The sequence below is a fragment of the Nocardia sp. NPDC004168 genome (genome assembly GCF_040610355.1).
GTDB classification, from domain to species: Bacteria; Actinomycetota; Actinomycetes; order Mycobacteriales; family Mycobacteriaceae; genus Nocardia; species Nocardia sichangensis.
In genome coordinates this window covers 150,099-162,889 of record NZ_JBEXME010000005.1, presented here as the reverse complement: position 1 = coordinate 162,889, position 12,791 = coordinate 150,099, and the positions used below count along the sequence as shown (strand labels likewise).

The 12,791-nt window shown below is 67.7% G+C and carries 14 protein-coding genes and 1 pseudogene; 12 read left to right on the top strand and 3 right to left on the bottom strand.

The features are described from left to right. Positions 1-3 precede the first annotated feature (3 nt). The 4 genes from ABZW96_RS12585 (at position 4) to ABZW96_RS12570 (ending at position 3,874) form a co-directional block, all read left to right on the top strand. Positions 4-939: a hypothetical protein gene (locus tag ABZW96_RS12585; RefSeq protein ID WP_355074026.1), complete on the top strand. Its 936-nt coding sequence runs from the start codon at positions 4-6 to the stop codon at positions 937-939. A gap of 138 nt (positions 940-1,077) precedes the next feature. Then, entirely contained in the window at positions 1,078-1,710 is a 633-nt protein-coding gene (locus ABZW96_RS12580) for a 1,4-alpha-glucan branching protein (RefSeq protein WP_355074025.1), read from the top strand. A 92-nt stretch (positions 1,711-1,802) separates the two neighbouring features. After that, a complete protein-coding gene (locus ABZW96_RS12575; protein WP_355074023.1) occupies positions 1,803-2,399 on the top strand; it encodes a DUF308 domain-containing protein in 597 nt (198 codons plus the stop codon). 44 nt (positions 2,400-2,443) lie between these two features. Then, positions 2,444-3,874, top strand: a complete 1,431-nt coding sequence (locus tag ABZW96_RS12570) for a S8 family peptidase (protein ID WP_355074022.1) — start codon at positions 2,444-2,446, stop codon at positions 3,872-3,874. A 335-nt stretch (positions 3,875-4,209) separates the two neighbouring features. Here the strand turns inward: ABZW96_RS12570 and ABZW96_RS12565 are convergent, their stop codons facing one another. Next, positions 4,210-5,046 (bottom strand): alpha/beta hydrolase, encoded by an 837-nt coding sequence (locus ABZW96_RS12565; RefSeq protein WP_355074020.1) that lies wholly within the window; start codon positions 5,044-5,046, stop codon positions 4,210-4,212. Then, complete coding sequence (locus ABZW96_RS12560; RefSeq protein WP_355074019.1) at positions 5,043-5,624, bottom strand: WHG domain-containing protein; 582 nt, start codon at positions 5,622-5,624, stop codon at positions 5,043-5,045. Before ABZW96_RS12560 ends, ABZW96_RS12565 begins: the two co-directional genes overlap by 4 nt. Before the next feature lie 197 nt (positions 5,625-5,821). On the opposite strand from ABZW96_RS12560, the gene ABZW96_RS12555 reads away from it, so the two are divergent. From ABZW96_RS12555 to ABZW96_RS12535, 5 genes and pseudogenes are all read left to right on the top strand, one after another. Further along, a complete protein-coding gene (locus tag ABZW96_RS12555) occupies positions 5,822-6,319 on the top strand; it encodes a MarR family transcriptional regulator (protein ID WP_355074433.1) in 498 nt (165 codons plus the stop codon). A gap of 37 nt (positions 6,320-6,356) precedes the next feature. Continuing rightward, positions 6,357-7,850: pseudogene (locus ABZW96_RS12550) on the top strand (MFS transporter); the annotation flags it as partial. 66 nt (positions 7,851-7,916) lie between these two features. Beyond that, a complete protein-coding gene (locus tag ABZW96_RS12545) occupies positions 7,917-8,897 on the top strand; it encodes a carboxypeptidase-like regulatory domain-containing protein (protein WP_355074431.1) in 981 nt (326 codons plus the stop codon). Beyond that, positions 8,897-9,718, top strand: a complete 822-nt coding sequence (locus ABZW96_RS12540; protein WP_355074017.1) for a YceI family protein — start codon at positions 8,897-8,899, stop codon at positions 9,716-9,718. The genes ABZW96_RS12545 and ABZW96_RS12540 overlap by 1 nt, the downstream gene beginning before the upstream one ends. 96 nt (positions 9,719-9,814) lie before the next feature. Beyond that, on the top strand, positions 9,815-10,645 hold the full coding sequence (locus ABZW96_RS12535; RefSeq protein WP_355074016.1) for an alpha/beta hydrolase: 831 nt from the start codon (positions 9,815-9,817) through the stop codon (positions 10,643-10,645). Positions 10,646-10,682: 37 nt separating this feature from the next. On the opposite strand, the gene ABZW96_RS12530 is transcribed toward ABZW96_RS12535, so the two are convergent. Beyond that, complete coding sequence (locus ABZW96_RS12530) at positions 10,683-10,925, bottom strand: helix-turn-helix domain-containing protein (RefSeq protein ID WP_159929549.1); 243 nt, start codon at positions 10,923-10,925, stop codon at positions 10,683-10,685. Between the two features lie 250 nt (positions 10,926-11,175). Here ABZW96_RS12530 and ABZW96_RS12525 point away from each other — a divergent pair, with 250 nt between their 5' ends. The 3 genes from ABZW96_RS12525 to ABZW96_RS12515 are packed head-to-tail and all read left to right on the top strand — an operon-like array spanning position 11,176 to position 12,790. After that, positions 11,176-11,409, top strand: coding sequence for a hypothetical protein (locus ABZW96_RS12525; protein WP_355074014.1), 234 nt, complete (start codon positions 11,176-11,178; stop codon positions 11,407-11,409). Further along, the gene (locus tag ABZW96_RS12520) at positions 11,409-11,957 is read left to right on the top strand and encodes a DUF6879 family protein (RefSeq protein WP_355074012.1); all 549 of its coding nucleotides are present in this window, start codon (positions 11,409-11,411) and stop codon (positions 11,955-11,957) included. The genes ABZW96_RS12525 and ABZW96_RS12520 overlap by 1 nt, the downstream gene beginning before the upstream one ends. A gap of 5 nt (positions 11,958-11,962) precedes the next feature. Continuing rightward, positions 11,963-12,790: a helix-turn-helix transcriptional regulator gene (locus tag ABZW96_RS12515; RefSeq protein ID WP_355074010.1), complete on the top strand. Its 828-nt coding sequence runs from the start codon at positions 11,963-11,965 to the stop codon at positions 12,788-12,790. Position 12,791: the final 1 nt, after the last annotated feature.

Genomic DNA, 12,791 nt, shown 5'->3' with positions numbered 1-12,791 from the left:
CCGGTGACCGTTGCGCGATTGCGGGCCGATGAACTGCTCACCCAATTCCGGGGACTCGCCGAGCAGTTGAACACCACGCTGAACGCCGCGGTCGCGGAGTTGTCCACGCTGGCCGACCCGGCGGTCGCGGAAGCCCAGGTGCAGGCGGTTCAGGTGGACGCGGCGCGGCGGATCGCCGAGGCGGAAGGCGCGGCGGTAGTGGCCGAGCAGGCGCGGCGGGAGGCGCAGGAGGCGAGGGAACTCGCCGAATCCGCCGCCGACGACGCGGCCGGCGCCGCCGAACACGCCGAAGGGCTGGTCGCCGAGGCGAATTCGGCCCGCGACGACGCGCTGCGTGAGGTCGAACGCGTCACCAAGCAGGCGGCCGATGACGTGTTCGCCGCACGCAGCGCAGCGGAAGCCGAAGTCCGCACCGTGCGCCGCGAGTCCGCCGAACAGATCGAACGCATCGAAAAGCAAGCCGCCGAACAAGTCGAGCGCGGCGAGCGTCGCGCGGAGACCGACATCGCACACGCCCGGCGTGAGGCGGAAGCCCTGGTCGCGGCCGCCCATTCCGAGCGCGATCTCGCCGTGCAGCGCGCGGCGGACGCCGAACGAGCGGCCGAACGAGCCGAGCGTGCCGCCGCGGAGCGCGCCGAAGCCGCCGACGAAGCGCGAGCCGAATGGCGCCGAGTACGCGCCGAACTCGACACCACCCGCGCCGAGCTCGCCGAAACCCGTCGCGCCGCGGCCGCCGAACTGGCCGCCGTCCGCGCAGAGGCCGCCGCGACTGTCGACAAGGCGCGCGCGGAAGCCGCTCAGCGGCTCGAAGCGCTGGACGAAGCTCGCGTGCAGACCCTCGCGCGCGCCGAACGCGCCGAGGCCCAGCTCGACGAACTCCTCGCCGAAGCTCGCCGCAAATCACCCGTTACCGAGCCCGACCGGCGCGACGACGCCTGAGCGGGCGTAGGGCTTCCGTACTAGGCTCTCGGTGCATCTCGGTGCATCTCGGTGCATCTCGGTGCATCTCGGTGCATCTCGGTGCATCTCGGTGCATCTCGGTGCATCTCGGTGTGCGACGCGGAGGAGGACTCGAGCATGGCCGTCATCCATCGGACCACCATGGTTCCCACGAAGATGGAACTGCTGACCTCATGGCTGCCCGGCCGCGCGTGGTATCGCGGTGAAAAGCCACCGGATCTGCGCAAAGCCGGCGGTTTCCGGCTCGATGACCCGGACGGGGAAGTCGGGATCGAATTCGTGGTCATCACCGATCACTCCGGCGCGCAGCCGCACACCTACCACGTGCCGCTGACCTACCGGGGCGCACCGCTGCCGGACGTCGCCGAGGCACTTGTGGGCACTTCCGAACACGGTGTCCTCGGCACCCGGTGGGTGTACGACGCCACCCGTGACCCGGTCGCGGTGGCCCAGATCGTCTCCGCGCTCGTCGGGAACGCGCGGCCTCAGGCCCAAAGCGAGAGCGACACGCCGGACCCCTCGGTCACGGTGCACGTCGCGGATACGCTCTCTCTCGCAGAAGGTTTCGGTCCAGCTCGGGATGGATTGTTCTACACCGACATCCCGGTGGGCGATCGGATCCTTCGTATCCACCGCCTTCTGCAAGTGCCGGTCTCGCCTGTGGAGTCGGCGGTTGCCGGTCGGGTCGACGCGTGGTGGCGGCTCGACGACACCATTGCCACCGGCGTATTCATCAGCCTGGCTGCGTAATTCGAACGGAGCGGTGTGTCCGCGCGTGCACGGCGAGGAGCGGGATGGGGCAAACGAGCCGCTAACCGCGGCTCTGGTCATATCATGTAGCTATGCCCGAAAACGGAGTCGAAGGGCGTACGGAACCACTGGCCGGGGCAGCCCGGCAGACGGTACTGGTGGCCGGTGCCTGCTCGATGATCATGGGTGTGGCCCTAGCGGTGTGGCCGCACAAATCGCTGCCGACAGCGGAACTGCTGTCCGGCGGCTACCTATTGCTCAACAGCGCCCTACAACTGGTCGTGGCGCTCGGTGCCCGCTTCGTGACCCCGCTGCGGATGCTGGTGCTGGTCAGTGGGGCGCTGTCGGCCCTACTCGCGGTGCTCTGCTTCGCGGGCGGGAATTCGGCTCCGCTGCTGTCGTTCTGGATCGGATTGGCGTGGGCGATCCGCGGGATCTGTCACGCCACAGTGGCGGTCTGGGTCGATGATCTGCCCGGGCGCGGACGGCAGGAGTTGTTCGGGCTGATCACGCTGGCACTCGGTCTACTGGTCGGTTCGGTGTCGTTCGAGTCACCGGACACGCTCGGCTGGGTGGCCGGATCGTGCATGATCGCGATCGGGACGCTGGAGGCCTTGTTCTCCGTGGGCTCCCGGCGCGACACGGTCGCGCTGCCGGGGATGGTGCCGACCTTGCGCTTGGATGGCTGATCTCGAGGTGGCGAGCAGGATGCTATCCAGGTTGACTGGGCGCCATGGCATCCCAGCAATCCGAGCTCCGGTCGCCCGCGGAACTCATCGTGGTCACCCATGGCGCCGGTACCGCGATCACGCCGATCGCTCTGAGCGGCAGTCACAGCGCGCAAGCTCGTCTGACGGAACTACTTCCGGCCGGGAGCGAACTGGTGCGCATCTTCGGACCGGCCAACCGCTTGGAGCGCAGGCTCACCGGCACCTCACGCCTGGAGACCGGAGCGGAGTATCTCAACTACTTCTACGTCCGCGGTGTCACCGGCCGACTCGACGAACTGGCCGAGCGGTTGCGGACCGCGGACGACGTGGCGGCGGCATATGTGAAACCGCCCGCCGAGCCGCCGATAGCGCCGGAAGGCGCGCGAGCGATCACCGGCCGTTCCGCCGCCGAGGCCCCGCCGGTCACGCCGGATTTCGCGGTGCGGCAAGGATATCTGGATGCCGCCCCGCAGGGGATCGACGCTCGGTGGGCGTGGACGGTGCCGGGGGGCCGCGGGACCGGTGTGCGAGTGGTGGATGTCGAGGGCGCGTGGCGGTTCACCCATGAGGACTTGCAGGTCAACCAGGGTGGGGTGATCGGAGGCACCCCGTCACCGGAGCAGGGTTGGCGCGACCACGGCACGGCGGTCGCCGGAGTGATCAGCGGTGACGTGAATGCCTACGGCATCACCGGGATCGTGCCCGAAGCGTACATCCGCGCGGTGTCGATCTTCGGGTCCGGATCGGCGTCCGCGATCCGGTCGGCGGCGGACGCGCTCAACCCCGGCGATGTGATGCTGCTCGAACTGCACCGGCCTGGCCCGCGTTTCGCCTACGCCAACCGGCCGGATCAGCGCGGCTATATCGCGATCGAATGGTGGCCCGACGACTTCGCGGCGATCAGCTACGCGGTCGGTAAAGGCGTCGTCGTGGTGGAGGCGGGAGGCAATGGCGGCGAAGACCTCGACGCCGCGATCTACGACTCCCGCCCCGCGGAGTTCCCGAGCACGTGGCGCAATCCCTTTCGCGGCGGCGAAGCCGACTCCGGTGCGATCATCGTCGGAGCCGGCGCACCCCCACCCGGCTTCCATGGCCGCGACAACGGCACGGCCCGCTCCCGCTTGCCGTTCTCCAACTACGGAAAGCGGGTCGACGTGCAGGGCTGGGGCCTGGAAGTCACCACGACCGGGTACGGCGACCTGCAAGGCGGTCCGGACGAGGACCTCTGGTACACCGACGTGTTCAGCGGAACCTCGAGCGCGTCCCCGATCGTGGTCGGCGCGGTTACCAGCTATCAGGGCATGAGTGCGGCGGCGGCCGGACGTAAGACCCCTGCGGAAGTGCGCGCCCGGCTGCGGGAAACCGGATCACCGCAAACCGATGCCGCTGATCGGCCCGCATCCCAGCGCATCGGCAACCTGCCGGATCTGAAATCGATGATCCTGCCCCGGTAGGCCGCCGGGGTCGGGATACTCGACTCGATGTGTGCAGCTGACCGATTCCATAGGCCGCAATCCACTCATAAGATAGTTGATGGAAATGGAATCCGGCCCGAGTCGAGCGGCGACTCATCGCCTGCTGGTCTCCGCCGCCGAATCGGCAGGTCCGCGAGAAAGGTTCGAACCGCCGCGTTGACCGAACTGGCCGACGGGCGTGGCCGCCTCCGCCGTCACGCGGGTGACGTCCATCAGCACCAGCGGAAAGCCGAGCGGCGGCGAGGTGGACAGCCCGTCTTACCCGCTGCCGGTTCTCCGCGCATAGCCGCAATCGGTCGGTCGCACCACGCTGATCAGTCCACGCGCGCGGTGAGCAGCAAGTCGAGCAGCAGATCGGCGAATTCGGCAGGTGCGTCGGTGAATCCGCTGTGCCCGCCCGGGAATTCGGTGAGCGGAATGTTCAGCTGCTGGGCGAGCGCTTCCGCGGGACGGTGGGGGAGCTTGCCCTTGCTCTCTCGTCCTGCCCCGAGCACAAGGCGGTCGCTGACCGGCGCCAAGGCCGCGACGTCGGGGAGATGGGAGGTGATCGTGCGCAACTCGTGCGCCATGTTGCGCGGCGCGTTGGCGTGCAGGCGTTCGATCATCGCCGCGGCGCGCGGGGAGAGTTCGGCGGGATCGGGCATCCGCACACCTCCGCCGATGCCTTCGAGGAAGCGGGCGCCCGCGGCGGCGAGGCCGTCGGTGACGAACAGTTCGTACACCTCGTCGACGAACGCTTTGTGCTCGGCGGCATCGGGCAGCACCCCGAAGGAGGGCGGCTCGTGCGCGATAACCAGACGCAACCGCTCGGGATGCCGGGCGAGCAGGTCGAGCGCGACCACCGCCCCGCCGCTGCCGCCGAACACGTAAGCGTCCTCGTCCTCGGGGGTGAGGTGCTCGAGGAGCAAGTGGGCGTCCTCGCTCTGCACCTCGACCTCGATGTCGGCCGGTGGGCCGGGGTCGAGCACACTGCGCGAGTAGCCGCGCGGGTCGATGGTGACCACGGTGAAGTGTTGTGCGAGTGGCTCGAGGATGGGATCGAACACCGCCGCGTCGCCTCCGCTGCCCGGCAGCAACAGCAGCACCGGCCCGGCGCCGCTGACCTCGTAGTACAGGGTGGCTCCCGGGACTCGTAGGGTGCCGGATCTCATGATTTCTCCTTGTCGGTCGGCCACTGCTCCAGGGCGACGTGCAGGGCGTCGATGATGCGTTCCCAGGACTCGGCGGTCGAGCGCGTGTGCCCGAAGCCGCCGGTCGCCTCCAGAACGCTGTATCCGTGGAATGTGCTGCGCAGCAAGCGGACCGCGTCGGTCCGGTCGGGTTCGGCCAGACCGTAGGCGCGCAGCATGCCGTAGGTCAGCTCGATGGCGTGCAGCGCGCCGGTCGCGGTGGGCGTCATTTCGGGATCGAACGGAAGCTGGGTCGCGGCGTAGCGGCCGGGGTGACGCAGGGCGTAGTCCCGCCAGGCGTGGGCGTAGGCGGCGAGCGCATCACGTCCGGCGCGACCGGCCACGGCGGACGCGATCAGTTCGGTCTTCTCCGTGGCCGCCAGAACGGACACCCGCGCGCGGAGGTCTCGCAGATTCTTCACGTGCGAGTACAGGCTGGCGTCCTGGACGCCGAACTTCTTGGCCACCGCCGACATGGTGACGTTCTCCAAGCCGATTTCGTCGGCGAGATCGGCCGCGGCCCGCGTGATCCGATCCGCGGTCAGTCCCGCTCGGGCCATCACGTGCACACCTCCTCGCTCTTGGATTCCTAGTTTCTATCCTAGAACCCTTAGGTTTTGCAATCGGCGTCGCGGGCTCGGCCCTTCTCGTTCGCGGCGGGCCACCTGGGTCACCTGTGAGCGGTTAATTGCTTAGCGCAAGTAAGCACGCTATAGTTGCGTAGCACAAGCAACTAATTCTCGCGCTGGGAGTGGGCATGGCGGTATCACCCGATGCGGCTCGGAGCCTGATAACTGAGCTCTATTTCATGGGCCGTGCGATGCGCGCTGTTCTGTCGCACCCGGAAGAAGGGCACCTGCTTCCGGGTGGCGTCGGCGTGCTGGGGTCCCTCGAGGCCAGGGGGCGATGCCGGCAAGTGGATCTGGCCGTGGACTTGTGCATCAGCCCATCGACACTGAGCAGGCATGTCGCCGAGTTGGTGAGTTCCGGCGACATCGCCCGCCATGCCGATCCCAGCGACGGCCGGGCCACCCTCATCGAAATCACGGACCAAGGACGCGATCTGCTGCGACGCATCCGAGTGTCGCGGGCGCGGGGATTGCAGGCCGCTCTCGCCGATTGGAGTGAGGACGAGGCCGAGCAGGCCGTCGTGGTTGTTCAGAAGCTCAGGAATTCACTGGCCGCAGTCGCGCATCACACCGCGGTGGGCGGGAGCGAGCCGGTTTCGAAAGAAAGTCAGGAAGTGGATGTCTAATTCAGTCGATGCGGGGACGCGGCGCGACCCCGCCGCGATGACCCACCGCGAGGTCCTGGAAGCGATGACCGGGCTGCTGGCGGCGTTGTTCACGGCGCTGCTCAGCACGACGATCGTCGCCACCGCGCTGCCGACGATCATCGGTGACCTGGAGGGTTCGCAGACCGCCTACGCCTGGGTCATCACCACAGCGCTGCTGGCCAACGCCGCCTCCACCCCGATCTGGGGCAAATTCGCCGACCTGTTCAACAAGAAACTGCTGGTCCAATCGGCCATCGTCATCTTCGTCACCGGCTCGATCATCGCCGGACTCGCCCACACCGTGCCGATACTGCTGGCCGCACGCGTCGTCCAAGGCATCGGCATGGGCGGGCTGACCGCGCTCGTCGTCGCGATCATCGGCTCCATCGTCGCCCCACGCGAACGCGGACGCTACTCCGGCTACATGGGCGCGGTGATGGCGGTCTCGATGTCCGGCGGCCCCATCCTCGGCGGCGTCATCGTCGACAGCCCCCTGGGCTGGCGCTGGTGCTTCTTCGTGTGCGTGCCGCTGGCGGTGATCGCACTGGCGCTGTTGCAACGCACCCTGCGACTGCCCACCGAACGCAAGGACGGAGTGTCCATAGACTGGCTCGGCGCCGCACTGCTGACCGCTGGCGTCTCGGTGCTGCTGATCTGGGTGTCGTTCGCAGGCAAAGCCGGGTACTACGCGTGGATGTCGCGGGAATCGGCGATCTACGTCGCCGCCGGCGTACTGCTGCTGCTCGCGACCGTGTGGGTCGAGTCCCGCGCCAAGTCACCGATCATCCCGCTGCCGATCGTCACCGAACCCACCACAGGCCTGGCGATCATCGCCTCCATCGCCGTCGGCGTCGGCATGTTCGGCGCGACCACCTTCCTGGGCCAATACTTCCAAACCGCACGCGGCTACTCCCCGACCATCGCCGGTGTTCTGACCATCCCGCTCGTCGCGGGCATGCTGACCGCCTCGGTCGGCTCCGGCCAGCTCATCACCCGACGCGGCAAATGGAAAAGCTTCGTCGTCTCCGGCGCCGCGCTGCTGGTAACCGGATTCGCGCTGCTGTCCACCATCGACCACGCCACCAACCTGTGGCAAGTCGGCGCCTACATCACCATCGTCGGCCTCGGCGTCGGCATGATGATGCAGAACCTGGTCCTGGCCGTACAGAACACCGTCAGCGTGCACAACATCGGCGCCGCCTCCAGCAGCGTCGCCTTCTTCCGCACCTTCGGCGGCGCCATCGGCGTCTCCGTGCTCGGCTCGGTACTGGCCAGCCGGGTCAGCGAACTGTCCGCGGAGGGATTCGCCAGGCTCGGCGTGCGGACCGGCACCACGGGCGGCGGCAATCTGAATCTCAATGCCTTGCCTGCGCCTATCGCGACCATCGTGCGCGCCTCCTACGGTGACGCGACCGGGCGGATCTTCCTCATCGCCGCCGCCGCGACGGTCGTCGCGCTCATCGCGGCGGCCTTGCTGCCGAACCGTCCGCTGCGCCGCACGATCGACATCGATCCCGCGCTCGATCCGACCACGAAAAAGTCTGCGGTGCAGGACGATCCGACTGCCACGGACGACATGGCCGCACTGGATGCGGAACTGGACGCATTCGCCGAGTCGAGCTGGGAGGAAAACCAACTCTGGGAAGGCGCCGAGCGGGTTTTGCCCGAGCCGGTCCCAGCCGCGTCGATCGGGCGGCATGCGGTGGTAGAGCAGAACGGTCGTGTATACCGGATGGCCGCGTCGTCACAGAACGGTCAGTCGACTGGCGGCTTGTCGGGGTCGGACTTCGATGGTGGGGCGTTGGGTGGTCGTGTCCATCGTGAAGACGGTCGTCCGGTGCCGGGTGCGGTGTTGACGTTGGTTGATCACGGTGGCCGTCAGGTCGCGCGGGCGAACAGCGCTGCTGATGGTGGTTACGCGATCACCGCGCCGGAGACGGGTGACCATGTGTTGATCGTGTCGGCGATGGGGCACCAGCCGACCGCGGTGAACGTGCCGGTCGGCCAGCGGCCCCATCGCCTGGATCTGACCTTGGTGGGCTCCGGCGAGTTGTCGGGTGTCGTTCGTACCGCCGGCCCCGGTGTGCCGCTGCCGGGTGCGACCGTCACGTTGACCGATTTGCGTGGCGAGGTGGTCGGGTCGGCTGTCACAGGCGGCGACGGCACCTACGTATGTCGCGGTGTGGTCTCAGGTGTCTATACCCTGGTCGCGGTCGCTGAGCATATGCGTCCCAGTGCCACCACATTGACGGTGCCGGACAGCGGTGTCTTGCGTCATGACATCGAGTTGGCCACGATGGCGGTGCTTGCCGGCTCCGCGTGGGCCGAGGGCAGCCGAGCGGTGCCGGATGTCCTGGTCAGTGTGCTCGACGCCGCGGGGCAGGTGACCGCCACGGCACGCACCGACGAGAACGGCCGGTATGTCGTGACCGATCTGCCCGAAGGGCAGTACACCGTCGTTGCGCGCGGTTATCCGCCGGTGACCGGGCAGGTCACCGTGTCCGGTGGCGAGGTCGCCCACGATGTGCGGCTCGGTTACGAGATCGAGGATCGTTGATGAGCGGATTGACCGGTCGTGTTCGCACCGCACAAGGGTGGCCGGTGCCGAACGCGGTGTTGACAGTCACGGATATGACGGGGCGCCAGATCGCCCGTGCGGTCGTCGACGAGACCGGGGCGGTGGGCACTGAGCTGTTGCCCGCGGGTGTACATACCGCGGTGCTCACCGCTGTCGGGTTCGAGCCCGTAGCCCGGACCGTGCGGATCTCTCCAGCAGGGACGGGTGTGCTCGGGGAGATGGTGTTGGCGCCGATCGCCGGGACGGTGGCGGCACCGCCACCGGGGCCGTGGACGATCGATCCGCTGCATTCGACGGTGATCGCAACGGTGCGTCATCTGGGTATAGCGAGCATCAAGGCCCGATTCGCCGAGGTGAGCGGGCGGCTCGATATCGGTGAGCCGTTCGAGCGGTCCACCGGACACGCGGAGATCAAAGCGGCGAGTATCGATACCGGTATCTCCGCGCGTGACAATCACCTCCGTTCGCCGGAGTTCTTGGATGTCGACACCTATCCGCTGATCGCATTCACCGGCAGCGGGTTGCGTCGTACCGGTGGTGACACCTGGGTGATGCCGGGTGAGCTCACCCTGCACGGGCAGCGCCGTCCGGTCGATCTCGAGGTCACCTACGGTGGCTTCGGAGCGGATCCATGGGGCGGCGTGCGTGCTGCTTTCCACGCCGAAACAGTGTTGCATCGCAACGATTTCGCGATCGATTACAACGCGGTCGTGCGCGCGGGAGTGGCCGCCGTCGGCACCACCGTCAAAATCGACCTCGACATCGAAGTCGTACAAGGCGAGCAGCTACCCGCGATCTAGCCGGCTGCGGAGAAATCATCTGCGCTGGGTCGATGAATTTCGTTCGTGCACATCGTCTGCATTCCGAAGAGGGAACCGACTGCACGAGGAGAACCCATGACCCATCTGCCGTCCGCGGTCACCGCGCGGACCCTCGACGTCCCGGGTGCGCACCTGTACTACGAACTGCGTGGCGCGGGCCCGCTGGTCGTACTGGCGGGCGCGCCGATGGACGCCGCCGCGTTCGCGCCGTTGGCCGACCTGCTGGCCGTGGACCACACCGTGCTCACCACCGACCCGCGTGGGCACCAAGGTTCCACGCTGGAGGACGCCGAAGCGGACTCGACGCCGGAACTGCGCGCCGACGACCTCGTCCGGCTGATCGCGCACGTCGACGCCGGGCCCGCCGTGGTCTTCGGTTCCAGTGGCGGTGCGGTGACCGCGCTCGCACTCGCCCGGTCTCGTCCTGATCTCGTCACTACGGCGATCGCGCACGAACCACCGATCAATGCGCTGATCGCCGACCGGGACGCGCATCGAGCCGCAACCGACGACCTCGTCGCCACCTATGCCCGAGGCGACGTGCTCGGGGCTTGGCGGAAGTTCTTCGCGGCCGCGAACATTGCGATGCCCGAGCCGGTGCTCGAGCAGATGTTCGGCCCGGAGCGCGACCCGCGGCAGCTGGCCAGTGAACGTTACTGGTTCGCCCACGAGATCCGCGGCACCACCACCTGGGAACCCGATATCCGCGCCCTGCGCCACGCGTCCACTCGTCTCGTCATCGGTATCGGCGCGGAATCCGCCGGGCAATTCTGTGATCGCACCTCGCGCGCGCTCGCCGCGGCGCTCGACCTGACGCCAGCGCTGTTCCCCGGTGGACACACCGGATTCGTCGACGATCCCGGCGCCTTCGCCGACCGGCTGCGCGAAATCCTCGACAAGTCCTGAATCGGCTGGAGTCGCCTGCGAAGTCTCGGGATCCGGCTCACAACGTGAATCTGCGGCCCTTCGCGGCCCACTCGCCGCGGCCGCGCGGCGTGATGGCCCAGCGGCCGCGGTGCTGGCAGTCCATGATCAAACCGCGCGACTGCAGGCGCAGCAATGCGCTGCGCACCGACCAGGCGGTCAGCCGCGCCTGCTGCGCCAGCTGCTCCACAGTGAGCAACCCGCCCGGCGCCAGCACACCCAGCACCGCGAAATCGGCGGCAGTCCTGGGGCGTCTCATCATGTCGCGGCCCTTTCCATCGAGGAGAAGGCAGCCCGGGACCGACATCGGCGCGGTGGCCCGGGTTGCCGAATCGACGGTAGAAGCCACACCGATACCGCCGCCCACATTTTGCGCGACTTTGCGAAGTGCGTTGACCGGCATCGGGTCCGGTGGGGACGATTGCACGACATCGTCCGCCAGCTCTCGCAAAGGATCAGCTATGAACCTGCGACTTCTCGGATCCGGATCCGACCATGGAGCTTGCCCCGCCGTGTATGCGACCGACACCGGCGTGCTCGTGGTGCAGGGCGATGCCACCGACCGCACGGGCACCGTGCGTGTACCGCACCAATTGCTGGACTGGCTGGAACCAGGCATGTGGCTACGGGTGGAGCCGAGTGGAACCTGCGGATCGGTGCTGGTGGCCGGCGAACCGGTCACCGACCCCGAACTGCTCGCCCAGTTGACCCTCGACTGTCACGAAACCGCCGTGGTGGTGCGCTGATGCTGCACGTCGCCGGTGACCGCTGTTTCGAGCCGCTCTTTCGGGCGGCTCGATTCCGCGCTTTCCACTTGGAGGTGAGAGATCAGTACCTGATGGAGGACGAGCAGGAAGCGTTGCGCCGCTTCGATGCCGGAGTAGCGTACGAGCGAGAGGAACAGCCCGAGTCGTGGAAAGCCTGGGATGCTCTGATGGTCGAGTCGGCCACCCGCGGAGTCACGCTGGAGCGACTACGTGTCGTGACGGTCCCGCATACCGGCTACACCCGGTGGTTGTTGTCGGCGACCGACGACAACATCGCCACCGGCGAGGCGGTGCGCTGGCTACCGCGGCATCTGGTCGACGCGGCGGATCTGCCGCACGACGACTACTGGCTGTTCGACTCGGACACGGTGGCCTTCAACACCTTCGCCGAGAACGGGGCGTTCACCGGGCTGTCGATCAGTACTGATCCGGCGCTGGTCGCCCGGTACCTGCGGGTGCGGGAACGGCTGTGGCCCATGGGCATCGATCATCAACGATATTGCGAGAGTGAGCACGTACCCGAGTGAACGGTGTGTCGGACGCACGCGAGGTGCTGGGCGCGCGCCTGCGTGAACTTCGTCGCGCTGCCCATCTCACCGGCCTGGAGCTGGCCGCGAGGTGCGGCTGGCATTCGAGCAAGGTCTCCCGGATCGAGGGCGGCAAGCAGACGCCGTCGGAAGCGGACCTCGCCGCGTGGTGTGAAGCGTGCGGTAACACCGCCGTGCTGGACGATCTGGTCGCCAATGCGCGCAATCTGCAGTCGATGTACCTGGAATGGCAGCGCACCGTCGCCTCCGGGCACGCGCGCAGGCAACGGCAATCGATCCATTTGGAATCGCAGACCACGCAGATCCGCTGGTACGCGCCGGACACGTTGCCGGGGCTGCTGCAAACCGAGGGCTACGCGCGCGCGATCCTGACCGCCTGCATCGCGGTGACCGGTGGGCGCGACGACCTGGAAGAAGCGGTGGCCGCGCGCATGACCCGTAAGCAGGTGCTCTTCCGGGCGAAACACCGGTTCCACTTCGTGGTCAACCAAGCCGCGCTCTGGCGCACGGTCGGCGACGCGACCGTCATGGCCGAGCAGCTCGCCCACCTGCTCGCGGTGATGGCCAACCCGACTGTGCGGTTGGGCATCATCCCGATCTGCGCCGAATACCGCGCCCCCGCGACGAACTTCGTCATCTACGACCGCTCACAGGTGCTGACCGAGACGGTCTCGGCGGAGCTGACGATCACGCGCCCGTCCGAGATCGCTCTGCACGAGAAGACCTTCGCGATCCTTGCCGACCAAGCCGAGTACGGCGATCGCGCCCGGGCGCTGATCGCGAAAGCGCTGCAAGGCCGGCGCGGGGCCTGAG